Source organism: Aeromicrobium sp. (assembly GCF_023146395.1).
Classification (GTDB): Bacteria; Actinomycetota; Actinomycetes; order Propionibacteriales; family Nocardioidaceae; genus Aeromicrobium.
On sequence record NZ_JAGLCD010000004.1, the window covers coordinates 383,739 to 409,381 of the forward strand.

The 25,643-nt window shown below is 71.1% G+C and carries 27 protein-coding genes; 14 read left to right on the forward strand and 13 right to left on the reverse strand.

Annotated features, from left to right (window positions below; translation table 11 throughout):
* Positions 1-16: 16 nt before the first annotated feature.
* Both KAG51_RS03855 and KAG51_RS03860 read left to right on the forward strand, forming a co-directional pair.
* Positions 17-625: a response regulator gene (locus KAG51_RS03855; RefSeq protein ID WP_290580800.1), complete on the forward strand. Its 609-nt coding sequence runs from the start codon at positions 17-19 to the stop codon at positions 623-625.
* Positions 626-791: 166 nt separating this feature from the next.
* Positions 792-2,054 carry an ABC transporter substrate-binding protein gene (locus KAG51_RS03860; RefSeq protein ID WP_290580802.1) on the forward strand — a complete coding sequence of 421 codons (1,263 nt, stop codon included), beginning with the start codon at positions 792-794 and terminating at the stop codon, positions 2,052-2,054.
* Between the two features lie 265 nt (positions 2,055-2,319).
* Here the strand turns inward: KAG51_RS03860 and KAG51_RS03865 are convergent, their stop codons facing one another.
* From KAG51_RS03865 to KAG51_RS03880, 4 genes are read right to left on the reverse strand one after another with little or no spacing between them, the layout of a single operon-like run.
* Positions 2,320-3,141, reverse strand: coding sequence for an ABC transporter ATP-binding protein (locus KAG51_RS03865; RefSeq protein ID WP_290580804.1), 822 nt, complete (start codon positions 3,139-3,141; stop codon positions 2,320-2,322).
* Entirely contained in the window at positions 3,134-4,036 is a 903-nt protein-coding gene (locus tag KAG51_RS03870; protein ID WP_290580806.1) for an ABC transporter ATP-binding protein, read from the reverse strand. Before KAG51_RS03870 ends, KAG51_RS03865 begins: the two co-directional genes overlap by 8 nt.
* Positions 4,026-5,021, reverse strand: a complete 996-nt coding sequence (locus tag KAG51_RS03875; RefSeq protein ID WP_290580808.1) for a branched-chain amino acid ABC transporter permease — start codon at positions 5,019-5,021, stop codon at positions 4,026-4,028. Before KAG51_RS03875 ends, KAG51_RS03870 begins: the two co-directional genes overlap by 11 nt.
* Positions 5,022-5,031: 10 nt before the next feature.
* Positions 5,032-6,372 carry a hypothetical protein gene (locus tag KAG51_RS03880; protein WP_290580810.1) on the reverse strand — a complete coding sequence of 447 codons (1,341 nt, stop codon included), beginning with the start codon at positions 6,370-6,372 and terminating at the stop codon, positions 5,032-5,034.
* 197 nt (positions 6,373-6,569) lie between these two features.
* Between KAG51_RS03880 and KAG51_RS03885 the strand changes: the two genes are divergently transcribed.
* The 3 genes from KAG51_RS03885 to KAG51_RS03895 are packed head-to-tail and all read left to right on the forward strand — an operon-like array spanning position 6,570 to position 11,329.
* Positions 6,570-7,157 (forward strand): GNAT family N-acetyltransferase, encoded by a 588-nt coding sequence (locus KAG51_RS03885; protein WP_290580812.1) that lies wholly within the window; start codon positions 6,570-6,572, stop codon positions 7,155-7,157.
* Between the two features lie 35 nt (positions 7,158-7,192).
* Positions 7,193-9,862, forward strand: coding sequence for a DNA polymerase I (gene polA, locus KAG51_RS03890; protein WP_290580814.1), 2,670 nt, complete (start codon positions 7,193-7,195; stop codon positions 9,860-9,862).
* A gap of 60 nt (positions 9,863-9,922) precedes the next feature.
* Positions 9,923-11,329, forward strand: coding sequence for a hypothetical protein (locus KAG51_RS03895; RefSeq protein ID WP_290580816.1), 1,407 nt, complete (start codon positions 9,923-9,925; stop codon positions 11,327-11,329).
* Here KAG51_RS03895 and KAG51_RS03900 read toward each other — a convergent pair whose 3' ends face one another.
* The 5 genes from KAG51_RS03900 to KAG51_RS03920 form a co-directional block, all read right to left on the reverse strand.
* Positions 11,330-12,370: an NAD-dependent epimerase/dehydratase family protein gene (locus tag KAG51_RS03900; RefSeq protein ID WP_290580818.1), complete on the reverse strand. Its 1,041-nt coding sequence runs from the start codon at positions 12,368-12,370 to the stop codon at positions 11,330-11,332.
* Entirely contained in the window at positions 12,367-13,167 is an 801-nt protein-coding gene (locus tag KAG51_RS03905; RefSeq protein WP_290580820.1) for an S-methyl-5'-thioadenosine phosphorylase, read from the reverse strand. Before KAG51_RS03905 ends, KAG51_RS03900 begins: the two co-directional genes overlap by 4 nt.
* Positions 13,168-13,180: 13 nt before the next feature.
* On the reverse strand, positions 13,181-13,609 hold the full coding sequence (locus KAG51_RS03910) for a hypothetical protein (protein ID WP_290580822.1): 429 nt from the start codon (positions 13,607-13,609) through the stop codon (positions 13,181-13,183).
* Entirely contained in the window at positions 13,606-14,778 is a 1,173-nt protein-coding gene (locus KAG51_RS03915; RefSeq protein WP_290580824.1) for a molybdopterin-dependent oxidoreductase, read from the reverse strand. The genes KAG51_RS03910 and KAG51_RS03915 overlap by 4 nt, the downstream gene beginning before the upstream one ends.
* A 139-nt stretch (positions 14,779-14,917) precedes the next feature.
* Positions 14,918-15,601 carry a hypothetical protein gene (locus tag KAG51_RS03920; protein WP_290580826.1) on the reverse strand — a complete coding sequence of 228 codons (684 nt, stop codon included), beginning with the start codon at positions 15,599-15,601 and terminating at the stop codon, positions 14,918-14,920.
* 107 nt (positions 15,602-15,708) lie between these two features.
* Here KAG51_RS03920 and modA point away from each other — a divergent pair, with 107 nt between their 5' ends.
* The 5 genes from modA to KAG51_RS03945 are packed head-to-tail and all read left to right on the forward strand — an operon-like array spanning position 15,709 to position 19,101.
* Positions 15,709-16,518 (forward strand): molybdate ABC transporter substrate-binding protein, encoded by an 810-nt coding sequence (modA, locus tag KAG51_RS03925; RefSeq protein ID WP_290580828.1) that lies wholly within the window; start codon positions 15,709-15,711, stop codon positions 16,516-16,518.
* Positions 16,515-17,300: an ABC transporter permease gene (locus tag KAG51_RS03930; RefSeq protein ID WP_290580830.1), complete on the forward strand. Its 786-nt coding sequence runs from the start codon at positions 16,515-16,517 to the stop codon at positions 17,298-17,300. Before modA ends, KAG51_RS03930 begins: the two co-directional genes overlap by 4 nt.
* Complete coding sequence (locus KAG51_RS03935) at positions 17,297-18,358, forward strand: ABC transporter ATP-binding protein (protein ID WP_290580832.1); 1,062 nt, start codon at positions 17,297-17,299, stop codon at positions 18,356-18,358. The genes KAG51_RS03930 and KAG51_RS03935 overlap by 4 nt, the downstream gene beginning before the upstream one ends.
* Positions 18,359-18,391: 33 nt before the next feature.
* A complete protein-coding gene (gene moaC, locus KAG51_RS03940) occupies positions 18,392-18,871 on the forward strand; it encodes a cyclic pyranopterin monophosphate synthase MoaC (protein ID WP_290580834.1) in 480 nt (159 codons plus the stop codon).
* Entirely contained in the window at positions 18,868-19,101 is a 234-nt protein-coding gene (locus KAG51_RS03945) for a MoaD/ThiS family protein (protein ID WP_290580836.1), read from the forward strand. Before moaC ends, KAG51_RS03945 begins: the two co-directional genes overlap by 4 nt.
* Here the strand turns inward: KAG51_RS03945 and KAG51_RS03950 are convergent.
* The 4 genes from KAG51_RS03950 to KAG51_RS03965 form a co-directional block, all read right to left on the reverse strand.
* On the reverse strand, positions 19,056-19,532 hold the full coding sequence (locus tag KAG51_RS03950) for a molybdenum cofactor biosynthesis protein MoaE (RefSeq protein WP_290580838.1): 477 nt from the start codon (positions 19,530-19,532) through the stop codon (positions 19,056-19,058). The genes KAG51_RS03945 and KAG51_RS03950 overlap by 46 nt on opposite strands.
* Positions 19,532-20,032 (reverse strand): MogA/MoaB family molybdenum cofactor biosynthesis protein, encoded by a 501-nt coding sequence (locus KAG51_RS03955; protein ID WP_290580840.1) that lies wholly within the window; start codon positions 20,030-20,032, stop codon positions 19,532-19,534. The genes KAG51_RS03950 and KAG51_RS03955 overlap by 1 nt, the downstream gene beginning before the upstream one ends.
* Positions 20,033-20,069: 37 nt before the next feature.
* Positions 20,070-21,107 (reverse strand): GTP 3',8-cyclase MoaA, encoded by a 1,038-nt coding sequence (gene moaA / locus KAG51_RS03960; protein ID WP_290580842.1) that lies wholly within the window; start codon positions 21,105-21,107, stop codon positions 20,070-20,072.
* Positions 21,108-21,170: 63 nt separating this feature from the next.
* Complete coding sequence (locus KAG51_RS03965; RefSeq protein ID WP_290580844.1) at positions 21,171-21,350, reverse strand: hypothetical protein; 180 nt, start codon at positions 21,348-21,350, stop codon at positions 21,171-21,173.
* A 150-nt stretch (positions 21,351-21,500) separates the two neighbouring features.
* Between KAG51_RS03965 and KAG51_RS03970 the strand changes: the two genes are divergently transcribed.
* Genes KAG51_RS03970 through KAG51_RS03985 form a run of 4 tightly spaced genes read left to right on the forward strand, consistent with a single transcriptional unit; the run spans position 21,501 to position 25,621 of the window.
* Positions 21,501-22,661 (forward strand): DUF1611 domain-containing protein, encoded by a 1,161-nt coding sequence (locus KAG51_RS03970; protein ID WP_290580846.1) that lies wholly within the window; start codon positions 21,501-21,503, stop codon positions 22,659-22,661.
* Positions 22,658-23,764, forward strand: a complete 1,107-nt coding sequence (locus KAG51_RS03975; RefSeq protein WP_290580848.1) for an alanine/ornithine racemase family PLP-dependent enzyme — start codon at positions 22,658-22,660, stop codon at positions 23,762-23,764. Before KAG51_RS03970 ends, KAG51_RS03975 begins: the two co-directional genes overlap by 4 nt.
* The gene (locus KAG51_RS03980; protein ID WP_290580850.1) at positions 23,761-24,954 is read left to right on the forward strand and encodes a dipeptidase; all 1,194 of its coding nucleotides are present in this window, start codon (positions 23,761-23,763) and stop codon (positions 24,952-24,954) included. Before KAG51_RS03975 ends, KAG51_RS03980 begins: the two co-directional genes overlap by 4 nt.
* Positions 24,955-25,003: 49 nt before the next feature.
* Positions 25,004-25,621, forward strand: a complete 618-nt coding sequence (locus KAG51_RS03985; RefSeq protein WP_290580852.1) for a dihydrofolate reductase family protein — start codon at positions 25,004-25,006, stop codon at positions 25,619-25,621.
* Positions 25,622-25,643 lie beyond the last annotated feature (22 nt).

The window sequence follows — 25,643 nt, forward strand, 5'->3', positions numbered from 1 at the left end:
CCGATAACCTTCTCATGTGACCCCACCCCGTGACCCCGCGACCCCGCCCGTCCGCGTCGTCATCGCCGAGGACGAGGCACTCATCCGGCTCGACCTCGCGGAGATGCTCGCCGAGGAGGGGTACGACGTCGTCGCCCAGGCCTCGGACGGCGAGCAGGCGATCGCGCTGGTGACCGAGCACCGGCCCGACGTCGTCCTGATGGACATCAAGATGCCGCGCCTGGACGGGATCGAGGCGGCCTCGCGCATCGCCGACCAGCGTCTCGCGCCGGTCGTCCTGCTGACGGCCTTCAGCCAGCGTGACCTCGTCGAACGGGCCCGCGAGGCAGGGGCCATGGCGTACCTGGTCAAGCCGTTCCGGAAGTCGGACCTGGCGCCCGCGATCGAGATGGCCCGCAGCCGGTTCGGCGAGATCACGGCGCTCGAGTCCGAGACGCGCGACCTCGCCGACCGGCTCGAGACCCGCAAGCTCGTCGAGCGGGCCAAGTCGGTGCTGCAGGAGTCGTTCGGGATCAGCGAGACCGAGTCGTTCCGCTGGATCCAGAAGTCGGCGATGGACCTGCGGCTGTCGATGCGCGAGGTCGCGGAGCAGGTCATCGAGAAGGGGCCGGAGATCACCGGTTGACCTCGGTCGGCGCCCCGCGTCCGGGACCCGAGGTTACAACTTGGCTACGACGTGCGGCGGTCCGGCGACTGTCACACAAATGACACGCCAACGGGCTAAGTTCCTCGTAATCCGCATGGTCCGGGTCACACCCGGACGTGCGTCCACAGAGAACCCCGGAGGACTGATGACGCGCAGGACGAAGACGTTCCGTCTCGCAGCCGTGGCCGCCACGAGCGCCTTGGTGCTCGCCGCATGTGGCGGCGGCGACGACGACGGTGGAAGTGACGACAGCTCGGCCCCCTCCCGGAGCGACGGCGTGCTGACGATCGGCATGCTGCTGCCGCAGACCGGCAGCCTGGCCTTCCTCGGCCCGCCGGAGTTTGCCGGCGTCGACCTGGCGATCCAGGAGATCAACGAGGCCGGCGGCGTGCTGGGCCAGGACGTCGTGGGTGTCAAGGCCGACTCGGGCGACACCGACTCGGGCATCGCCGCGGCGGAGACCGACAAGCTGCTCGACGCCGACTCTGACGTCATCATCGGTGCCGCCTCCTCGGGCGTCTCGATGACGGTCGTCGACAAGATCATGTCGGCCGGCACGGTCATGTTCTCGCCGGCCAACACCTCGACGGACTTCGACAACGGCAAGTTCGCCGACCCGGACCTGTACTTCCGGACCGCGCCGTCGGACATCCTGCAGGGCGCCGTGATGGCGAACCTCCTGATCGAGGACGGCAAGCAGAACGTCGCGATCCTGGCCCGCCAGGACGCCTACGGCGAGACGCTGGCCGCGGAGATCAAGAAGGGCCTGGAGGCCGCCGGCAGCACCGTGGCCGCCACGGTCTTCTACGGCGAGAACGCGCAGTCGTACGACTCGCAGGTCGCCGAGATCGCCGAGTCGCAGCCTGACGCGGTCGTCCTGGTCGCCTTCGAGGAGACCACCACGATCGTGCCGCAGCTCGTCTCGGCCGGTGTGGGTCCGCAGACGGTCAGCACGTACTTCGTCGACGGCAACACCGCCGACTACAGCGAGGATCTTCCGGCGGGCACGCTCGCGGGCACCAAGGGCACCATCCCCGGTGCCGAGGCTGCCGGTGACTTCCGTGAGCGTCTGCTCACGATCGACCCGAGCCTGACCGACTTCGCCTACGCGGGTGAGTCGTACGACGCCACGATCGTCTCGGCGCTGGCGGCCATCGCGGCCGACAGCGACGCGGGTGACAAGATCGCCGAGGAGATCCCGGGCGTCACCGAGGGCGGCACGAAGTGCACGACCTTCGCCGAGTGCGCCGAGCTCCTGGCCGACGGTGAGGACATCGACTACGACGGTGTCTCCGGTCCGATCGAGCTGGGCGAGACGGGCAGCCCCACGGCCGCCTCGATCGGCATCTACCAGTACGGACCCGACAACACCTACACGCCGGTCAAGTACATCAGCGGCACGATCTGAGCGAGTCGCTGACGAGGTAGAACCACCTCTCGCACGAACCCCCCGGGACCACGGTCCCGGGGGGTTCGTCGTGTCCCAGCTCTCCAGGCGCAGGGCTCAGAACTCAGGGCCCAGGGCTCAGAACTCAGGGCCCAGCGCGCGATCGCCCTCGCCGACGGCGAGCCCGCGTGAGTCGGGCGGGCGTCACGCGGAGACGACGAGGGCCCCGGACAGCATGTCCGGGGCCCTCGTCGGTCTCGTGCGTGCGAGACCGTGCTGCGGTGGGTCAGCTGGCCTTCTTCTGGCCCAGGGTGCCCAGGTACAGCTCGATGACCTTGGGGTCGTCGGCGAGGGCCTTGCCGGTGCCGGAGTACGCCGTGCGGCCGTGGTCGAGCACGTAGCCCCGGTCGCAGATCTGCAGGCACCGCTTGGCGTTCTGCTCGACCATGATGACCGAGACGCCGGCCTTGTTGATGTTGCGGGTCTGCACGAAGACCTCGTCCTGCAGCACGGGGGAGAGCCCGGCCGAGGGCTCGTCGAGCAGGAGGACCTGCGGATCCATCATGAGCGCCCGACCCATCGCGACCATCTGGCGCTCACCGCCCGACAGCGATCCGGCGCGCTGCTTGCGGCGCTCGCCGAGGCGCGGGAAGAGGTCGGTCACGAAGGCGAACCGCTCGGCGAAGTGCTTGGGCTGCTGGTAGCAGCCCATCTCGAGGTTCTCCTCGATCGTGAGGCTCGGGAACACGTTGTTCGTCTGGGGGACGAAGCCGATGCCGGCCGTCACGAGGGTGTCGGCGCGCTGGTTGGTGATGTCCTGGCCCTTGAGGGTCACGGTGCCCTCGTGGATCTTGACGAGTCCGAACAGGGACTTGAGCAGCGTGGACTTGCCGGCGCCGTTGGGGCCGATGATGCCGACGAGCTCACCGGGCTGGCAGTAGAGATCGGCACTGTTGAGGATGTTGACGCCCGGCAGGTAGCCGGCAATCAGCCCGTCGGCGCGCAGGACGGCGCCGTCGGCGCCGGCTGCGTGCTTGCGGTTCTCCTCGTCGAAGTTGGCGCTGCGCTCGGCGTCGCGCTCCGGATCGTGGGCCGCGGCCTCAGTCATGGGTGGCCTCCTCGTCCAGCTCGTGCTCGGCTGCGGCCTCGAGCGAGCTCTCGTCCATCTCGGTGATGTCGGTGTCGTGGTGCGAACCCAGGTAGGCGTCGATCACGGCCTGGTCGGACATGACCTGGTCGGGCGTGCCCTCGGCGACGATCGTGCCCTGGGCCATCACGATGACCCGGTCGGAGATGTCGCGCACCATGTCCATGTCGTGCTCGACGAACAGGACCGTGCGGCCCTCGTCGCGCAGCGACTTCACGTGCCCCAGCAGCGACTGCTTCAGGGCCGGGTTCACGCCCGCCATGGGCTCGTCGAGCATGATCAGCTCGGGGTCGACCATGAGGGAGCGGGCCATCTCGAGCAGCTTGCGCTGGCCACCGGAGAGTGATCCGGCGAAGTCCTCGCGCTTGGCGTCGAGCTTGAAGCGGGCGAGCAGCTCGTCGGCCCGGCGTGTCGTGGCGTCCTCCTGCGAGGACCACAGCGGCCGGAACGGTGCGGACCAGAACTTCTCGCCCCGCTGACCCGTGGCGCCCAGCCGCATGTTCTCGATGACGGTCAGCTTCGAGAGCACCTTGGTGAGCTGGAACGTGCGGACCATGCCGCGGCGGGCGACCTTGTAGGCGGGAACCTTCTGCAGCGAGGTGCCGTTGAACGACCACTCGCCGGTGTCGGGCACGTCGAAGCCCGTGAGCAGGTTGAACAGGGTCGTCTTGCCCGCACCGTTCGGCCCGATCAGGGCCGTGATGACGCCCCGCTGGATCTCGAGGTGGTCGACGTCGACGGCCTTCAGACCGCCGAACTGGCGCGTGATGTTCGAGCCCTTGACGATCGGGTCGGGCTTGGGCACCCCGGGCGTGGCCGCGACGCCGGCGAGCGGGGAGTGGTTGTCAGCGGGCATCGATGGCCAGCTCCTTCCGGTCGCCGAAGATCCCTTGCGGGCGGTAGATCATCAGCAGCATGAGTCCGAGACCGACCAGGATCAGACGCACGAGGCTGGCCTGGGTGTCGGTCATGATGTCGCTCGGGATCAGCGGGTCGGAGCCGCCGGTGGCCTGGCTGAAGAACGAGCCGATGCCCGTCATCAGGAACCAGAAGATCATCGCGCCGATGACCGGGCCGAGCACCCGGGCCGCGCCACCGATCAGCAGCGCGGTGTAGGCGTAGAACGTCACGTTGGTCGAGAAGTCCGAGCCCTTGATGTTGTTCTGGGACAGCGCCAGCACGATGCCGCCCAGGCCACCGAACACACCGCCCAGGACGAGCGCCTGCATCTTGTAGGCGAAGACGTTCTTGCCGAGCGAGCGCACGGCGTCCTCGTCCTCGCGGATGGACCGCAGCACGCGGCCCCAGGGGCTGCGCATCAGGAGCCAGACGAGCAGGCACGCCAGGATCACGAGGGACCAGCCGACCGTGAGGGTCCAGAGGTCGCCACGGCGGTAGGAGATGATGCCGATGTCGATGCCCCGGTCGTACGGGTTGAGCTCGTTGAAGGCCTGACCGAAGCCGCTCAGGCCGTTCGAGCCACCGAAGACGTCCTTGGTCTCGACCGCGCCGAAGACCAGACGCAGGATCTCGGCCGTCGCGATCGTGGCGATCGCGAGGTAGTCGGCCCGCAGGCGCAGCGTCGGCACGCCCAGGATGATCGCGAGCACGACCGTCGCGAGCAGTGCGATCAGGATGCCGACCAGGAACGGCAGGTCGTAGGTCACGACGCAGACCGCGAGCCCGAAGCCGCCCACGGCCATGAATCCGGCCTGGCCGAAGTTGAGCAGGCCCGTGTAGCCGAAGTGGACGTTGAGGCCGATCGCGGCCAGGGCGTAGACGATCGCGGTCGGGCCGAGGGCCGAGGCGAGCGCGCTGCTGAGGATGGTTCCGAAGTCCATGACGTTCCTTTCAGCCGATGCGCTCGGGTCGACCGAGGATGCCCTGCGGTCGGACCAGCAGGATGAGGATGAGGACGACGAGAGCACCGACCTCCTTGATCGAGGACGGGATGCCGAAGAGCGGCCCGACCTCGTAGAGGATGCCGATGATCATCGAGCCGAGCAGGGCGCCCCAGATCGTGCCAAGGCCACCGAGGGTGACTGCGGCGAAGACCAGCAGCAGGAGCTTGAAGCCCATCTGGAAGTTGACCTGGCTGTTGATCGCCAGCAGCGCGCCCGACAGGCCGGTGAGCGCGGTGCCGAGGATCCACACCGCCCGGATGACGCCGTCGACTCGCAGGCCCGACGAGGCCGAGAGGGCTGGGTTGTCGGAGACCGCGCGCATCGCCTTGCCGAGCCGGGTCCGCATCAGTCCGATGCACGTGACCGTGAGCACGACGATCGCCACGATGATGATGGCGGCTTCCTTGTCAGCCAGCGAGAAGAAGCCGTAGTCCTGGCGCTTCTGCGTCACGTACTGCGAGAGCGAGCGCCGCGAGCCGCCGAAGCTGAACTGGAAGATGAAGCGCAGGAAGATGCCGAAGCCGATCGACACGATCATCATCGCGATGATGCCGATGCCCTTGTTCCGCAAGGGTCTCCACAGGAACTTGTCCTGGAGCCAGCCGAACACCGCCGACACGACCACCGCCGCGACGACCGCGAGGATCACGGGCAGTCCGAAGGCCCGGTTCATGACGTAGGTCGCGATGGCGCCGAACGTGATGAGCTCGCCGTGCGAGAAGTTGGTGAGCTTGGTCGTGCCGAAGATCAGCGAGAGGCCGAGCGCGGCCAGGCCGATGATCAGGCCGAACTTGATGCCACCCATGAACGCGGTCATGAACTTCTCGGCGAACGGGACCTCGTCGACCGCGGCGACGCCGATCTGGAACTGCACGAAGTTGCCGCCCTCGAGCAGGGCGTTGACCGTGCGCGTCGTGGATCCGTCGAACTCGACGTCGTCGGGCAGGGTCGACTCGTCGAGCTCGACGGTGTACTCGCCGCGCTCGGGGATCGAGATGAACGCACGTCCGTCGTCGTTGGTCACCCCCTCGCCGACCTCGTCGCCGTCGGCCGAGGACACGACCAGCGTGACGCCGGGGACGGGGGTGGGGGGCTCGGTCGAGCTGTCGACGAGCGTCACGCCGACGTACGCGCCCGGCGGGGGCGTGTCGGCAGGCGCCGGGGTCGAGGCTGACGGGGTGGCGGGTGTCGGGCTCGGGTCCTCCGTGGCGCTCGCCGCAGCGGCGGGCAGGAGGAGCACCATGAGAGCGAGCACCGCCGTGACGAGCACGTGGGTCGTCCGTCGCACGCGGGTCTCCTGGGGGCTGGATGGGCTCGAGTGGGGCTCGAGTTCATGGGAGCGTACCTCCATCCAGGGCCGCTGGCGCGGGAGTCGGCGAGCTCACAGGTAACGATTGGGTGTCGCTGGTGACGCCCTCATGACGCCGTCGCCGGCTTTCGTGAACCCGGCGCGGGCTGGTGGCGCGGCGGCGTAGTCTGGCGCCCATGCGACCGCGACTCCCCCTCACGGTCCGGCCGGCGACCCTCGACGACGCCGAGGCACTGGCCGAGCTGTGGCAGCACGCGGTCGACGAGGGCGGGGAGGCCGGCGCCGGACACGCGACGCTGTGGCACCGGCCCGACCCGGCCGAGGCCACCGAGGCCCTGGCCTTCCAGCTCGACCACCCGCACCGCGGTGTGTGGGTCGCGCTGCACGAGGACGACGTCGTCGGCGCCGTGGCGGCCACGGTCATGACCGTCACCCCGGTCACGACGACCCGCGCCCTCGTGGTCACCGACCTGGTCGTCGACCCGTCCCGTCGCCGGCACGGCATCGCCTGGCAGATGCTCCTGGCGGTCGCCGAGCACGGCGAGGCACAGGAGTGCGCGCTCTACCTGGCGATCATCCCCGGAGCGGCGCGCGAGCCCGCCCGGTACCTGGCCAAGCTCGGCTTCAGCCCCGTCGCCTCGGTGCGGGCCATCACGAGCCAGACCCTCCGGGCCCGGGTCGCGGCGCGCGCCACGACCTCACCGACCGGACGCATGCTGGCGGTGCGCCGGTCCATGCGCCGCCGGGAGGGCCGCTCCGGCTGACGTGCGCGCGCTGGACGTCCGAGGGGAGCCGTAGGGTGGCCTGCGTGGACCGACTGCTGCTGATCGACGGCCACTCGGTGGCCTACCGTGCCTTCTTCGCCCTGCCCGTCGAGAACTTCGCGACCACGACGGGTCAGCACACCAACGCGGTCTTCGGGTTCACGTCGATGCTGATCAACGTCCTGCGCGACGAGAAGCCCACCCACGTCGCGGTGGCCTTCGACGTGTCGCGCCAGACGTTCCGCACGGCCGAGTACGGCGAGTACAAGGCCAACCGCGCGAAGTCGCCCGACGAGTTCAAGAACCAGGTGCCCCTGATCAAGGAGGTCCTCGACGCGCTCGGCATCCGCACCTTCGAGAAGGACGGCTTCGAGGCCGACGACATCATCGGCACCTTGAGCCTGCAGGCCGAGGACGCGGGCATGGACGTCCTGATCTGCACCGGCGACCGCGATGCGCTCCAGCTCGTCACCGAGCGCACGACGGTGCTGTATCCCAAGCGGGGGGTCTCCGACCTCGCCCGCATGACGCCGGAGGCGGTCCAGGAGAAGTACGGCGTCCCGCCGGTGCAGTACCCCGACGTGGCCGCCATGGTCGGCGAGCAGAGCGACAACCTGCCCGGCGTGCCGGGCGTGGGCCCCAAGACGGCCGCCAAGTGGCTCGCCACGTACGGCTCGCTGGGGGACATCGTCGACCGCGTCGCCGAGATCCCGGGCAAGGCCGGTCAGTCCCTGCGCGACCACCTCGACGACGTGCTGCGCAACCGGCGCATCAACGCCCTCGTGCGCGATCTCGACCTCGGCGCCGTGCCGGCGGAGCTGGCGTTCAGCAACGAGTGGGATCGTGAGGCGATCCACCGGGTCTTCGACGCCCTCGAGTTCGCCGCGCTGCGCGAGCGGCTGTTCTCCTACCTGGGTGGCGGGGCCACCGCGGAGGAGTCGGCCGCCAGCGCGGCGGTCGACATCGAGCTCACGGTGCCGGGCCCCGGCCAGGTCGCACCGTGGCTGGAGGCCCACACCGACGCGCCGGTCGGCGTCGAGGTCGTCGGGGTCACCAGCACGGTCGGCGCCCGGGTCGACGCGCTCTCGATCGCCACGGCCGACGGTCACGCCCTGTGGCTCGACGCCGCCGAGCTCGACCCGGCCGACGACGCGGCCGTGGCCGCCTGGCTGGCCGACCCGACCCGGCCCAAGGTGCTGCACGACGCCAAGGGTCAGCTGCACGCCCTGGGTGCCCAGGGCTGGCCCGTCGAGGGCGTCACGGCCGACACCGCGATCGCGACGTACCTGCTGCGGCCCGACCAGCGCGCCTACGACCTCGCCGATCTCACGATGCGCTACCTCAAGCGTGAGCTCGTCGACGTCGACTCCTCGGGCCAGCTCACGTTCGAGGACCAGACCGACCACACCGCGGTGCAACGAGCCCGTGCCACGCTCGACCTGTGGGCCCTCCTGGAGCCCGAGCTCGAGGCCGCCGGCGCCCTGCCGCTGCTGCACGATCTCGAGCTGCCCCTCTCGGGAGTCCTGCTGGCGATGGAGGACCACGGCATCGCGATCGACTCCGGACACCTCGACGCCCTGCACGCGGAGTTCACCTCGCGCATGACCGAGGCCGCGCAGCAGGCGTTCGAGGCGATCGGCCGTGAGGTCAACCTCGGCTCGCCCAAGCAGCTGCAGGAGGTGCTGTTCGATCAGCTCGGCCTGCCCAAGACCAAGAAGACCAAGACGGGCTACACGACCGATGCCGATGCGCTGCAGTCGCTGTTCCTGAAGTCCGAGCACCCCTTCCTGGCCCATCTGCTTGCGCACCGCGACGTCACGCGCCTGCGACAGACCGTCGAGGGTCTGCAGAAGACCGTGCAGGCCGACGGCCGTATCCACACGACCTTCGCGCAGACCATCGCCGCCACAGGTCGCCTGAGCTCCTTCGACCCGAACCTGCAGAACATCCCGATCCGCACCGAGTCGGGGCGCCGCATCCGCGAGGCCTTCACGGTGGGTGAGGGTTTCGAGACCCTGCTCACGGCCGACTACAGCCAGATCGAGATGCGCATCATGGCGCACCTGTCCGAGGACGCCGGTCTGATCGAGTCGTTCAAGTCCGGTCACGACTTCCACACCGTCATGGCGGCCAAGGTCTTCGACCGGACGCCCGAGGAGATCGACGGCGGCCTCCGGGCCCGGATCAAGGCCATGAACTACGGCCTCGCCTACGGCTTGTCGTCGTTCGGGCTCGGGCAGCAGCTCGGCATCAAGCCCGGCGAGGCCCAGGTGTTGATGGACGACTACTTCGCCACGTTCGGCGGGGTGCGCGACTACCTGTTCGGTGTCGTCGACGAGGCGCGCCAGACCGGGTACACCGCCACGATGCTCGGCCGGCGCCGCTACCTGCCCGACCTGCAGAGCGACAACCGGCAGCGCCGTGAGATTGCCGAGCGCATGGCCCTCAACGCTCCGATCCAGGGTTCGGCCGCCGACCTCATCAAGGTCGCGATGCTCGGGGTGCAGCGTGAGCTGGCCGCGCAGGGGCTCGGCACCCGCCTGCTGCTGCAGGTGCACGACGAGCTCGTGCTCGAGGTCGCGCCGGGAGAGCACGACGCGGTCGAGACCCTGGTGCGCCAGCAGATGGCGGGCGCGGCCGATCTGTCGGTGCCGCTCGACGTGTCGGTCGGGGTGGGCCCGACCTGGCACGCCGCTGGCCACTGACGCCGGACACTGACGCCGGCTCCTCGGCGCGACGAGGCTCGCCCCCCTACGCTGGACACCGTGACTGATCGCCTGAAGTCCGGTCGGGCCGCGCTGATCTCGGCCGCCGTCGCCGTCGTCCTGGTGGGTGCCGCGATCCTCGTGCCGCGCGTGACGGGCGAGGACGTGCGGGTCAACTGGCCTCCGCTGCACGCCGACTGGGACCCGCGCATCGGCTGGATGACGATCCCGGCCGTGCTGATCGGTGTTCTTCTCGTCGTGGGGCTGCCCCGGCTCGTGGCCGCCTCGAGCTGGCGCAGGACGCTGCTGATCGGCTACGCGGGCGTGTGGCTGTGGACCATGGCCGTCGCGATGACCGAGGGCCCGCACGGTCTCGCCCGCGTCTTCGACGTCGTCGACCGGCCGGGGGAGTACGTTTACGACGCGCAGCGGGTCGACGCGATCCTGCCGATGCTGCGCACCTTCATCGACCACATCCCGATGGACTCGGTCGACAACTGGCGCACCCACGTGGCCGGACACCCGCCCGGAGCCCTGCTCTTCTTCGTCCTGGTGGACCGGCTCGGCATCACCGATCCGTTCTGGATCGGCGTCGTCGTGGTCACGATCGGCAGCACCGCGATCGTCGCGGTGCTGCACACGCTGAAGGTCCTGGGCTCGGAGAAGCTCGCCCGGGCCGCCCTGCCGTGGATCGTGCTGGCGCCCGTGGCGGTCTACATGGGCGTGAACGGCGATGCGGTGTTCACCGCGGTCGCGGCGTGGGGGCTCTGTCTGCTGGCGGTGGCCACCTGCGTCCCGCGCCACCGCGTCAGCGCGGGGATCGGCGCGGGCCTGCTGCTGGGACTGTGCGTGTACCTCTCCTACGGCCTGGTCCTGCTGGGCATCCTCGCCCTGGCCGTGCTGTGGCTGGGCCGCTCCTGGCGCGCACTGCCGTGGGCCCTCGGCGGTGCGCTCGCGGTGGCCGCGGTGTTCACGGCGCTCGGATTCGCCTGGTGGGAGGCCTACCCGGTCCTGCGCGAGCGCTACTACGACGGCATCGCCTCGGAGCGGGCCTACTCCTACTGGGTGTGGGCCGACGTCGCGGCGTGGACCTTCACGGTCGGACTCGCGGTCTGGGCGGCCTTCCCCCGCGGCGTCGCCGCCCTGCGCGGGGCGTTCGACCGACGTCTGGTGCTGGCCGACCAGCGGGCCCAGGAGACCTCCGACGTCGCACCCTGCGACGACGCAGCGGCGAGCCCGCGGGACCGCACGGTCCTGGCCGGGCTGGCGGCCGCGGCGATGCTCACGATCCTCGTGGCGACGTTGTCAGGCATGAGCAAGGCCGAGGTCGAACGGATCTGGATGCCCTTCACGATCTGGGTCGTCGCGCTGCCGCTGCTCCTGCCGCGACGCTGGCACCGTCCGCTGCTGGCGTCCCAGGTGGTCATCGCCCTCCTGGTGCAGCAGCTGCTGCTGACGCGCTGGTAGTCAGCGGGTGCGCAGCGGATCGGACGCGAGGCGCGCGAGGCCGACCTCCGGCGCGATCTGCGCGGTGAAGCCGAGTCCGGCCGTGGCGGCCGCCGGCGACGCCACGACGTGGCGCACGTCGAAGCGCCGGTGGTCGCCGGTCAGGACCGGCGCGTCGCCCCCGGCCGCGCGCGCCAGCGTCGCGGCCATCTCGCCGATCGTGAACGTGCGCCCCGACGCGACGTTGTAGGCGGTCAGCCCGGCGGGGTGCTCGGCGACCTGCTCGATCGCCAGGACGTTGGCGTGGGCGACGTCGGTGACGTGCACGAAGTCGCGCACCTGCTGGCCGTCCTCGAAGACCCGGGGTGCCTCGCCCCGGGCGATCGCCGACCGAAAGATCGCCGCGACGCCGGAGTAGGGGGTGTCCGCGGGCATGCCAGGGCCGTAGACGTTGTGGTAGCGCAAGGCGATCGCCCGAGCGGTCTGCAGGGTGCACCACGCCGAGGCGTAGTGCTCCTGCGCGACCTTCGAGGCGGCGTAGCTCGTGCGGGGCAGGAACGGCGTGTCCTCGCCGATCTCGCGCCAGGTGATGTCGCCGTGGCAACGGGGACAGCGCGGCTCGAACCGGCCGTCGTGCAGATCGGCGTCCTCCCGCACGGCCGGTGGGACGTCACCGTCGACCGGGCACGTGTACCGGCCGTCGCCGTAGACCACCATCGACGAGGCCATGACGAGGTCCGCGACCCCGGTGCGCGCCATCGCGGCCAGGAGGCGGGCCGAGCCGGCGTCGTTGTGCTCGGCGTAGGCCGGCAGGTCCTGGGCGTCGACGCCGTTGCCGACCATGGCGGCCTGGTGGCACACGACGTCGATCCCGACGAGCAGGTCGTCGACGTCGTCGGTGCGCAGGTCCCGGCGGGCGATCGCCGGGTCCGGCGCCACGTCCGGACCGTGCGCCGCGGGCAGGTAGGCGTCCAGGCCGACGACCTCGTGGCCCCGCGCCCGTGCCTGCCGGGCGATGTGCGTGCCGATGAACCCCGCGGCCCCCGTGAGCAGGATCCTCACGGCAGCTCGACCGGCAGGTTCATGCCGTCGACCGACGATCCGCACGCGCAGTCACGGGCCCCCACCGACCCCACGACCGTCCGTAGGGTCCCCTTGAGGGTGTCGGTGTGCGAGGCGAAGACGGCGAAGACCTCGTCCATGCTGACCGACGTCGAGGCGTCGACCCCCGCGTCGTGGTCGGTCACGAGCGCGACCGTCGCGTAGCAGAGCGCGAGCTCCCGGGCCAGGACGGCCTCGGGGTGCCCCGTCATGTTGATGATCGCGCCCCCTTGGGCCGCGTACCACTGCGACTCGGCGCGGGTCGAGAAGCGTGGGCCCTCGATCACGACCATCGTCCCGCCGTCGACCGGGGCGTGCTCCTGGAGGCCGTCGACCAGGTGGGAGCGCAGGCGCGGGCAGTACGGGTCGGCGAACGAGACGTGCACCGCGCCCTCGTCGAAGTAGGTCTGGACCCGGCCCGAGGTGCGGTCGACGAGCTGATCCGGAACGACGAAGGTGCCGGGCCCGAGCTCGGGGCGCAGCCCGCCGACGGCGCAGGGGGCCAGGATCTGGCGGACCCCGAGGCTGCGCAGCGCCCAGAGATTCGCCCGGTACGGGACCTGGTGGGCCGGGAACTGGTGGTGCGGCCCGTGTCGCGGCAGGAAGGCGACGCTGCGGCCGTCGACGGTGCCGATCGAGATCGGGGCCGACGGCGCTCCGTAGGGGGTCTGGAGCTCGACGGTCTCGGGCGCCTCGAGGAAGGTGTAGAAGCCGGAGCCGCCGATCACGGCGATCTCAGGACGTGCTGGGGTGTTCACGAACCTGAGTCTGTCAGTCCTCGGCGGTCGCGGCAGCGCCGGACGCGTGGGCGCGGCGCCGCAGGCCGGCGATGATCGCCGCTCCCGCGAGGACGCCGGTGAGCACGAGCCAGCTCGCGAGGTACGGCCGGTTCAGGATCGAGTCGTTGTCGGGCTTGCCGCCCTGACCGCTGAGCACGGGCAGGAAGACCACCGTCAGTGTCGCCCACAGCAGGAACGCGACGCTCGTGGCCGCGCGGAAGTGCCCCGGGAGCAGCCGGGAGGCCAGGACGCCGAGACCGACGGTGACCGGAGCCAGGACGGCGTCGTGCACCAGGATGCCGCCCGCGAGCCAGACTCCCGTCGAGACGAGCTGCTGGCCCGTGAAGTCACGCATGAGCCACAGACCCCAGAGGCCGAATCCGACGCCGATCGCGCCCAGGATGAACCGTGCGGCCCTCATGAGGTGACCTCCAGCTGTCGGACCCACTTCGTCTGGAGCACGCCGGGCCGGTTGGGAGCGATGATGCGGCACGGGAAGCCGTGGTCGAGGCTGAGCGGTTCGCCGTTGAGCTCCAGGGCCAGCAGGGTCCGGTGGTCCTCGACGAACTGGCTCGGCAGGACCGAGGTCCGGAACGCACCCCGGGTCTGCATCGAGCGCACGGTGACCTCCGAGGCTGGGTCGCCGCCGGCCATCGCGATGAGGTCGCGCACGGCGACACCGGTCCAGACGGCGTTGCGGCTCCACCCCTCGACGCAGGCGATGGGCAGCCGGTGGGTGCGCTGGGGCAGGGCGAGCAGCTGGTCGCGGTCGAGCGTCACGGTGCGGCCGCCGACGACGATCTCGAGCGCGAAGGCGGGATCGGTGGCCCCCTCGACGGCACCGGCGGCCTTGGCCGTGCGGTTGACCGGGAGATCCTGAGGCCCCTGACCGTCACGGACGGCGAACACCGACAGGCGGCGCAGGAACGGCACGGTCTGTCCGGCCGTCAGCAGCACGGCGAGACCGGCCGAGGCGAACGCGCCCACCAGGACCGTGCGGCGCGCCACGGCGTCCGGGTCGAGGTGCTGCTCGGGGTGGTCGATCTGGGCGCCCAGGCCCCGCCGGATGACCGGGAGCTTGACGGCGATGTGCACGATGAGCGACCCGATCGCGATCCAGGCCACGGCGTAGTGGGTCGCGCGGAAGCTGAAGTCCCAGGGGTACCACTGCGCGATGTTGAGCAGGCCGCTCGCGAGCATGAAGACCGAGGACCCCACGAGCGCCCCGATGGACGCGCGCTCCAGGCCCTCGACCGCGAGCTCGCGCCACGACGACGTGGGCGGCCGGATGAAGAGGCGGGGAAAGACCGACCAGAGCTTGACCAGCAGCAACGGGATCGCGGCGATGCCCGAGAGCACGTGGAGCCCTTGCGTGACGCGGTACAGCTGCGTCGGCTGCGGTCCGATGGGGAGCCAGCCCGGCGGGTCGTACTGGGCGTGGCTCCAGAGCCCGGTCAGGAAGCAGAGGCCGAACGCGATGCCGAGGGCGACGCCGACACGGGCCGTGAGCTGGGTGCCGCGGGCGCGGCTCTGGAAGTCCTCGGGGCGCGGTATGCGCCGCTCGATGTCCTCGACGGTGGGGAGCCTCATGCCGTCGTCACCTCCTCGCACGCGTCTGGTGGTCCGGCCGGTCGGCCTGACCTGCAACCTACTCCTGATCGCCGCCACTGCCCCGGCCCCACGAAGGGACCGGGGCAGTGGTGCGATCAGGTTCGATCAGAGACGAGGCTCAGGAAGCCGGCGTCGTGTTGACCGTGATCTTCGCGACGCCCACGAGGAGCTGGTCGGTCACGGCGTCGGTACCGAAGGTGCTGTTGAGCAGATCGGCGGCGACGGGCGAGATGAAGACCTTGGTGCCCTCGAGGATGGCGGTGTCACCCTCGGTCTGCAGCGGCTTCAGCGTGGCGCCACGCAGCTGGAACAGGAAGGCGCTGGTCACAACGGTCTCGCCGTTGACCGACACGTCGCCGTAGACACGCGAGATGCCCGGGTCGACGTTGAAGTTGGTCAGCTCGACGACGGTGTCGCCGGCGGTCAGCGACAGGCCCGAGCCCTCGTGCTGGACCTGGCCGATGACGTACGGCTTGGCCGTGCCGGGCTCGAAGTAGGTCACGTTGCCGCCGGTGATCGGGAAGTTGATCGAGCCGTCGGCGAGGGTCGCGGTGCCCACCGTGCCCGGGGTCAGGCCCAGGGTCGTGAGGGCCTCGGCGAAGCCGGCGTCCAGGAGGATGCCGGTGTCCTCGCCCGAGAGGGCGTTGATGCGAGCGACGGGCTCGGCGATCTGGGTGTCGGAGCTCGAGCTCGACGAGTCGTCGTCGGTGGAGGAGCAGGCGGCCAGGGGGAGCGAGGCCACGGCGGCGATCGCGAGGCCGGTCATGACCTTGCGGGTCTTCAGCGTCTTGAAGGCGCTCATGATGAATCCTTTGTTCGTCTGGCGGGGTGTACATGGATGTTTCGCCACGGTGCGGAGACCGGATTGGTCGCTCACGAAAAAGTTCTCGGCACGACTACGCTCCAGCCATGACCGACGACGGGTGCGAGGGCGCGCCGAGCACGTCCACGCACCGTGCCGTTGCCCTGCAACCGCAGGGCTTTCGGCTGGGTCTGGCGATGCTCCTGGTGCTGCTCCTCGCGGCGTGCGGGAGCGGTGGGAACGCCGGAAAAAAAGTTCTCGTCGTGTTCGCGGCCGCGTCGTTGTCGTCGACGTTCGGTGATCTGGAGGCCGAGTTCGAGGCCGCGCACCCCGATGTCGACGTGACCGTGAGCTTCGGTGGCTCGGCCGATCTGGCCACCCAGATCCGTGCGGGGGCCCCGGCCGACGTGTTCGCCTCGGCCGACCAGGAGACCATGGCCTCACTCGGGGACCTCGTGGTCGATCCGGCCCCGTTCGCCACCAACACGCTGCAGATCGTGGTGCCTGCCGGCAACCCGGGCGGCGTCAGGTCGATCGCCGATCTGGCCGAGGCCGACCTCGACGTCGTGGTGTGTGCTCCCGAGGTGCCGTGCGGTCGTGCGACCCGGGAGGTGGCGGCGGCTGCCGGGGTGGAGCTGCGGCCCGACAGCGAGGAGCAGTCGGTCACCGACGTGCTCGGCAAGGTCGCGGCCGGCGAGGCCGATGCGGGTCTGGTCTACGTCACCGACGTGCCCCCGGCGAGTCGCGACGCGGTCGAGGTCATCGCGGTGCCCGAGGCGGCCGCGGTCGTGAACACCTATCCCATCGCCGTCGTCCAGGGTTCGCCGCGCGCGGACCGCGCGCGCGAGTTCGCCGATCTCGTCCGGGGCGAGGCGGGGCAGCGGGTGCTGCGCGACGCCGGGTTCGGTCCGCCGTGAGGGGCCCGGGAGTCGGGGTGCCGCGGTGGCTCTACGTCCCGGCCGTGCTGGGCCTGCTGTTCGTGCTGCTGCCCCTGGTCGCGATGGTCAGCCGCGTCGAGTGGGGTGATCTTGGCACCCTCGTCGGGTCGGCGTCGGCGCGGGACGCGCTGTGGCTGAGCCTGCGCACGAGCGGCACGAGCACGCTGCTCTGCCTCCTGCTGGGGGTGCCGATGGCGGTTGTGCTCGCCCGGACGAGATTTCCCGGGCAGGGCGTCCTGCGGGCCCTCGTGCTGCTGCCGCTCGTGGTCCCTCCCGTGGTCAGTGGCATCGCCCTGCTCGCCACGTTCGGTCGGCGCGGGGTGGTCGGCCCGACGCTCGAGGTACTCGGCCTCGACATCGCCTTCTCGACCGCGGCAGTCGTGATGGCGCAGACCTTCGTGTCGCTGCCCTTTCTCGTGATCTCGGTGGAGGGAGCCCTGCGCACGGCCGGGGAGCGGTACGAGGTCGTGGCGGCGACGCTCGGAGCGTCGCCCACCACGGTGTTCCGCCGGGTCACCCTGCCGCTCGTGCTGCCGGGGCTGCTCGCGGGGGCGGTGCTGGCCTTCGCCCGGGCCCTGGGGGAGTTCGGCGCGACCGTCACCTTCGCGGGGGCTCTGCAGGGCAGCACCACGACGCTTCCGACCCAGATCTATCTCGAGCGGTTCGCGGATCCCGATGCGGCGGTGGCGCTCTCGCTCGTGCTGGTCGTGGTGGCCGTGGTCGTGATCGGCGTGGCTCGCCCCGGTCGAGGTGACACGTGACGACGGCGCGGTCAGGGCTCGTGCTCGACATCGTGGTGGACGACCGTGACGTCACGGTCCGGCTCGAGGTCGCCCATGGCGAGACCCTCGCGTTGCTCGGCCCGAACGGCGCGGGCAAGTCGACCGTTCTGGGCGCGGTCGCCGGTCTGGTCGCCCCGACCTCGGGACACGTCGTCCTGGACGGCCGCGACCTGACCGGCGTGCGACCCCACCGGCGGCACGTCGCGCTGCTGGCGCAGGACCCGCTGCTGTTCCCGCACCTGTCGGTGCTCGACAACGTCGCCTTCGCGCCGCGGTCGACGGGCGCAGGGCGCAGGGCGTCGCGCTCGGCCGCACGGGCCCACCTGCGTGAGGTCGGCGTCGAGGACCTGGCCGACCGGCGACCGGACCGGCTGAGCGGTGGGCAGGCGCAACGCGTCGCCGTGGCACGGGCGCTGGCTGCTGATCCCGCGGTCCTGCTGCTGGACGAGCCGATGGCGGCTCTCGACGTCGACGTCGTGCCGGCCCTGCGTCAGGTCCTGCGTCGGGCGCTCGCGGACCGGACCGTGCTGCTCGTGACCCACGACCCGCTCGACGCCCTCCTGCTGGCCGACCGCGTCGTCGTGCTCGAGCGCGGGCGTGTCGTCGAGGACGGGGCGACCCAGGAGGTCCTGACCCGGCCCCGCAGCGCGTTCGCGGCACGCATTGCCGGTCTGAACCTGGTCGCCGGACGCTGGGACGGCCGGGCGGTCGTCCACGGCGATGCCGTGCTGACCGGTCTGCCGTCGTCGGAGCCGCTACCGACCGGGGGCGCCGCGGTGGCGGTGTTCTCGCCCGCGGCGGTCTCGGTCTACCCGCAGCCGCCCTCCGGGAGTCCGCGCAACGCCCTGGCTGCCGTGGTGACCGACGTGGAGCCGCTCGGTGACCGGGTGCGGGTCACGACGGCTGTCGGATCCCTCACGATCACCGCGGAGGTGACCCCGTCCGCCGCGGCCGACCTGGAGCTGGTCCCCGGTGCCGAGGTGCACCTCGCGGTCAAGGCCGTCGAGGTCGCGGTGCACGCCGCGCGACGACCCTGAGACCCGTGCCCGCAGGTCTGGGAGGATCGCGTCATGGAGTTCACCCACCTCGACGACGCCGGTCACGCGCGCATGGTCGACGTCACCGCGAAGCAGCCCACGGTGCGAGCGGCCACCGCCCGCGGCGCCGTGCGGTGCTCCGCCGACGTCGTGGCCGCGCTGCGCGCTGGCTCGGTGCCCAAGGGTGACGTGCTCGCCGTGGCGCGGATCGCGGGCATCCAGGCCGCGAAGGCCACCCCGTCGCTGCTGCCGCTGGCGCACGTCATCGGCGTCCACGGCGTCACGGTCGACCTGGCGATCAGCGACGACGGTGTCGAGATCGAGGCCACGGTCCGCACGGCCGACCGCACGGGGGTCGAGATGGAGGCCCTGACGGCCGTCGCGGTCGCAGGGCTCGCCGTGGTCGACATGGTCAAGGGCACCGACCGTGCGGCGAGCCTCGAGCACGTGCGGGTCGTCGCGAAGTCCGGCGGACGGTCCGGGGACTGGTCCCGACCGGGGGAGTCGGCGTGATCGAGGTCCGCTACTTCGCCGCCGCGCGCGAGGCCGCCGGGATCGCGAGCGAGTCGCGTGGCGAGGCCACCGTGGGCGAGCTGCGGGCCGCGATGGTGCGCGACCACCCGGCGCTGGAGCGTCTCCTGGGGCACTGCGCCCTGCTGGTCGACGGGGCCCGCCGCGCGGACGAGCACCCCCTGGATCAGGCCGTCGAGGCCGATGTGCTGCCGCCGTTCGCGGGCGGCTGATCGTCACCGATGCCCTTCCAGGCCGATCGACCGGAGGTGTCGACCTGACGCTTCCAGATCGGCAGGTCGGTCTTGATCGTCTCGATCAGCTCACGGCACACCTCGAAGGCGAGGGCGCGGTGCGGCGAGGCGACGGCGATCACGACGGCAGCGTCGCCCACCGCGAGTGACCCCGCGCGGTGGCTGACGGCGACCCGGACGCGACGGTCGGCCGCGACCCGCGTGGCGATCGTGCGGAGGACGTCCTCGGCCTCGGGGTGCGCCTCGTACTCGAGCAGCTCGACCGTGCCGTCGGCCTCGGGGTCGTGGTCGCGGACCTGGCCGACGAAGGTCGCCACGGCCCCCGCGGCGGGGTGCGCGACCGCGGTGAGGTGAGCGGCGACGTCGAGCGGCGCGTCGCTGACCGTGGCCAGGACGACCTCGCTGTGCATCAGTGGTCTCCGCCGTCGAGCTGGGCGATCGCGTGCGGCGCGACGGCCAGGACGACGGGCACCGCTGAACGGACGGCGGCCGTGGAGCCGGCGAGGTTGACGACTACCGCACTCGTGCCGGCGGGTCCGTCGACGACTCCGGCCAGGCCGCGCGACAGCATGCCGCCGGCGGTCTCCCGGGTCGCGATCCGGCGGATCTCCTCGACCAGCCCGGGGAGCGCGCGGCTGAGCACCGGAGCGGTGCCCTCGGGCGTCAGGTCCCGCGGACCCACGCCCGTGCCGCCCGTCGTGAGGACGAGACGTGCGCCGTCGTCCAGGGCGCCGCGCAGGGCCTGCTCGACCGAGTCGGCCCCGTCGGCCACCACCGTGGCGGGCGGGCACTCGAAGCCCGCTTCCGTCAGGAGGCTCACCGCCAGGGGACCGCTGCGGTCCTCGGCCGCGCCGGCCCGGGCGCGGTCGGAGACCGTGATGACGCTCGCGCGCAGGCCAGGGGGGGTCATGCCCCCAGCATCCCACTGCCGTCCGGCGATGATCGCGTCAGCCGCCGATCGCGTTCATGCCGCGCACCGGCTGCAGGAACAGCGGGTCGCCGATCGCGTGTCCGGCCTTCTTGGCGCCGACCGACCGGCGTAGGACGTCCGCGATCTCGTGGTCGCGGTCGAGGTCGGTGAGGGACTCCGTGCGCAGCGCGCCGCGCAGGTCGAGCTCGTCGGTCGCGAACAGGCAGCTGCGGAGCTGCCCGTCGGCCGTGAGCCGCAAACGGTTGCAGGCACCGCAGAACGGGGCCGTGACCGAGGCGATCACGCCGACCGTCGAAGGGCCGGCGTCGAGCTCGAACCTCTCGGCCGGGGCGTCGCCGCGCCCGGGAACCGGGGTCAGGGACCACCGCTCGCCCAGCACGGTCAGGATCTCGTCACGCGTCAGCATCGTGGAGCGGTCCCACACGTGCCCCGCGTCGAGCGGCATCTGCTCGATGAAGCGCATCTCGGCGTCGTGGGCGAGGGCCAGGTCGACCAGGTCGACCAGCTCGTCGTCGTTGACGCCGCGCATCGCGACCGCATTGAGCTTGAGCGGTCGCAGCGGCGAGCCCGCAGCGGCCTCGATCCCGGCGAGCACGTCAGCGAGCCGGTCGCGCTTGGTGAGCTCCAGGAACCGGTCGGCCCGCACCGTGTCGATGCTGATGTTGACCCGGGACAGGCCCGCCGCCACGAGCTCGTCGATGCGCTCGGCGAGGCCGATCCCGTTGGTCGTGAGCGTGACCTCGACCGGCGAGCCGCCGCTGCGCAGTCCGGCAACCTGAGCCACGATCTCGGCCAGGTCGACCCGCAGCAGCGGCTCGCCGCCGGTGAGTCGGAACGAGGTCACGCCGAGGTCCGCGGCCACGCGGGCGACGTGCGCGATCTCGGCGGCCGACAGGATGCTCGAGCGACTCAGCCACACATTGCCCTGCTCCGGCATGCAGTACGTGCACCGCAGCGAGCAGCGGTCGGTCAGGGAGATGCGCAGGTCGGAGTGGACCCGGCCGAAGGAGTCGACCAGGCCCGTGCTGGTGGAGGGTTCCACGCCGATGCTCATCGGACCCAGCGTAGGCGGGCGCGCCAGGATCTGCGGATCGACGTGCCACAGGCCGCCGTCCAGTCAGTCCGCGCGAGCCCAGATGAAGTGGAACGAGTGGTTCCGAGGATCAGCGGTCGTGCTGAAGTGCTGCAGCGACCAGCCGCCCTCGGTCCAGAGCAGCATGTGGCGGTCGACGGCCTGGTTGTCGACGCCCTCGTCCAGCGGAAGGATCAGGGAGGAGTGCCGGAGCCGCTGCGCCATGGCGACAGGCTATCGGCGGCGCGCTGACTGGTAGCCTGAGCACGTCGGCATCGTGCCGCACTCAGGGAAGACGCTTACGTCGACCGTCCGGCCTGCTGGCCTTGCTCTCTTTTTGGGACGCCTCCTCTGAAGGACCTCCCGAGGAGACCCATGCATCCCGCCGTTCCTTCGTCCGACCTCGGCACGCGTGGCCAGACCGAGCCCGGCCACGGAGCATCGCTGCCGATCGGCAGCACCGCGATCACGTACTGCGAGGGCCAGTTCGGCGAGCAGGACGGCAAGACTGCGAACGGGCTGGTCCGCCACTCCGAGAAGTACGAGATCCTCAGCGTCATCGACAGCCGCCAGGCCGGGGTGGACGCGGGCGAGTTCCTCGACGGGACCCCGAACGGCATTCCCGTGCTGGCGAGCCTGGACGCTGCCGTCGCGACTGCCGGGTTCGTGCCGGACTACCTGATCTGCGGTGTGGCACCCGCCGACGGGCTGCTCTCGACGGCTCAACGTCTCGTGCTCCTGGACGGCATCTCGCGGGGCATGCACATCGTCAACGGCCTGCACGAGTTCCTCAACGACGACCCTGAGTTCGCGGCGGCCAGCCTCCTGGCGAACGTGACGATCACCGACATCCGGCGCCCGAAGGAGACCAAGGACCTGCACCTGTTCTCCGGGCGCATCTTCGACGTCACGTGTCCCCGGATCGCGGTGCTCGGGACCGACGGCGCCATCGGCAAGCGCACCACGTCGACCCTGCTGGTGCAGGCCCTCAACGCCGCCGGCATCAAGGCCGTCATGGTCGGCACCGGTCAGACGACCCTGATCCAGGGCGGCAGGTACGGAGCAGCGCTCGACGCCCTCGTGCCGCAGTTCATCTCTGGCGAGGTCGAGCACCAGGTCGTGCGGGCCTTCGAGAACGAGGACCCCGACGTCATCGTCGTGGAGGGCCAGGGGGCGCTGAGCCATCCGGCGTACCTAACCTCCGGCCACATCCTGCGCGGCAGCCGCCCCGCCGCGGTGATCGTGCAGCACGCTCCGAAGCGCGAGGTGCTGGGCGACTTCCCGATGGTCGCGATGCCGACCGCGGCGAGCGAGATCGCGTTGATCGAGGCCTTCGCCGACACGCGGGTCATCGGCGTCACGGTCAACCACGAGCACATGACCGACGACGAGATCAGCGAGGCCATCGTCACGCTCGAGGACGACCTCGGCCTGCCCGCGACAGATCCGTTGACGCGGTCCCTCGACCGCCTGGTCGAGATGGTCGTGCTGGCGTTCCCGGAGCTCGAGGCGCGCCTCGAGCCGGCCGCCCGGTGACGGCGCCTCGTCTCGACGTCGACCTCGACGTGATCGCGCAGAACACGCGGGTCCTGGTGGACCGCCTCGTGCCGCGCGGCATCCGGGTGACCGGGGTGTCCAAGGCCTCGCTGGGGTCGACGGCCGTGGCTGCGGCGATGCTACGAGGTGGGGCGACGGCCATCGGGGACTCCCGGGTCGAGAACCTCGAACGGCTGCGGGCAGCCGATCCCGGCACTCCGCTGACCTTGATCCGTTCGCCGATGCTGAGCCAGGTCGACCGTGTCGTCCGCGGCAGCGACCAGAGCCTCAACACCGAGGCCGTCGTGCTCGCAGCCCTGTCGGCCGCAGCGCTGTGTGAGCGTGTCGTGCACGACGTCGTGCTGATGGTCGAGCTCGGCGACCTGCGCGAGGGCGTGGCCGTGGACGAGGTCGTCGACCTTGCCGCCACGGTCGCCGGCCTGTCCGGTCTCCGGCTGACCGGACTTGGGACCAATCTCGCGTGCCGCAGCGGCATCGTCCCCGACCAGGACAAGATGGACCAGCTCTCGGTGCTGGTCGACCTCGTCGAGGCGCGCGTGGGTCATCCGTTGACGGTCGTGACGGGCGGCAACTCCGCCAACCTGGACTGGGCCTTCGGCACCGACGACGTCGGACGCGTCAACGAGCTGCGGCTGGGGGAGTCGATCCTGCTCGGCACCGAGCCGCTGCACCGTCACGTGGTCGAGGGCCTGCGCACCGACGCCTTCACCCTGGCCGCCGAGGTCATCGAGGTGCAGACCAAGCCACGTCGGTCGTGGGGCACGACCGGCCAGGACGCCTTCGGCCGCACGCCGCACCGCGGTCGACCCGGGCTCGTCCGCCAGGCGATCCTGGCCCTGGGGCGCCAGGACGTCGATCCCGACGGTGCCACCCCGCCGGCGGGGATGTCGGTCCTGGCCGCCAGCAGCGACCACCTCGTCCTCGACGTCGGTGACCACGGGGTCGTGGTGGGCGACGAGATCGGCTTCCAGCTCGACTACAGCGCTCTCGTGCGTGCGATGACGTCGCCCTTCGTCCGCACTGGTACCTCCGGGCCCGCCGAACCACTTCCCGCCCCTGTCCCCACCCGAGGAGCCGCATGACCGACACCCCCGCCGAGCGGCTCACCCGGGCCTCGCGGATCCTCACGCGGCAACCCATCATCGACGGACACAACGACCTGCCCTGGGTCGCGCGCGAGGTGGCCGACTACGACCTGGAGGCGTTGAACCTCCACGACACGGCGGATCTGACCCACACCGACGTCAGGCGTCTCCGGGCCGGCCACGTGGGCGCGCAGTTCTGGTCGGTGTGGGTGCCGACCGACCTGGCCGACGACGGAGCGCTCGTCGCGACGCTCGAGCAGATCGACTTCGTGCACCAGATGATCGCGGCGTATCCCGACGACTTCGTCCTCGCCGTGACCGCCGAGGACGTGGTGGCGGCCCAGGGGCACGGACGTATCGCCTGCTTGATCGGCGCCGAGGGAGGGCACTCGATCGGCAACTCGTTGGGGGCGCTCCGCACGCTCCACATGCTCGGGGTCCGCTACCTCACGCTGACCCACGACCGGAACGTCGCGTGGGCCGACTCGGCCACCGACGCCCCCGCGGCACACGGGCTCACCCGGTTCGGGCGGGAGGTCGTGGCCGAGATGAATCGCATCGGCATGCTCGTCGACCTCTCCCACGTCTCCGTCGAGACCATGAACGACGCCCTCGACGTCACCGAGGCGCCGGTCATCTTCAGCCACTCCTGCTGTCGCGCCCTCGTCGACCACCCCCGCAACGTGCCCGACGAGGTCCTGCACCGGCTGCGCGACAACGGGGGACTCTGCATGGTGAGCTTCGTGCCGGAGTTCGTCTCGGCGGAGTATCACGCCTGGCAGACCCGGCTCGAGGATCACCTGCAGGCCCGAGGTCTCCTCGGGGGCACCCGGGGTTCGCGGGCGGCAGTCCGCCAGCAGTTCATGGCGGAGAACCCACCGCCACGCACGACGCTCAGCCAGGTCGCCGACCACCTCGAGCACGCCCGGTCGATCCTCGGTGTCGAGGGCATCGGCATCGGCGGCGACTACGACGGCACGCCCGACTTTCCCGACGACCTGCCCGACGTGTCGGGCTACCCGGCGCTGTTCGCCGAGCTCGTGGGCCGAGGGTGGACCGATGCCGACTGCGAGCTGCTGGCCGGCGGCAACGTGCTGCGGGTCATGCGTGCCGCGATGCCCGTGGCTGAGCGGCTCGGGGCCGCACGGCCCCCGTCCCGCATGCGGATGGGTGCCGAGCTGTCCTGATCGTCGCTAGTCTGCCCTGGGCTCACGGGACGATCTGGAGGTGCTGGCGATGGTGCACGTGACCGCCGACATGATGGTGTCGCTTGACGGCTATGCCTCGGGGGTCGACGCCACCCAGAGTCTCGAGCGTCCGTTCGGTGACTGCGACTTCGAGGCGCTGGCGCGCTGGCGGTTCGAGGACGCCGCGTCGAACGCCGAGGAGGTCGAGGCGATCGTGGGCGCGGACGCCTATGTCATGGGGCGTCACATGTTCGGACCGGGTCGGGGCGAGCACGATCTGGAGTGGACCGGCTGGTGGGGCGACGAGCCCCCGTACCGAGCGCCGGTCTTCGTGCTGAGCCACCACGACCGTGATCCGCTCGTGCTGCAGGGCGGCACGACCTTCACCTTCGTGACCGGTGGGATGCGCGACGCGTTCGACCGCGCCGTGGCGGCCGCCGGCGAGAGCGCCAAGGACGGGGGCCGCGTGGCGATCGCGGGCGGCGCGACGACCCTGAACCAGTTCCTCGCCGCCGGCCTGGTCGACGAGCTGCGGCTCCACGTCGTGCCGGTCCTGTTCGGGGCCGGTCAGCGACTCTTCGAGGGCGTCCCGCCGACCCGGCTCGAGCAGGTGTCTTCACGGTCCACCGCGCACGTGACGCACCTGACCTACCGCGTGCTGCGCTGAGCGGCCCACGCCCGACCGGCTA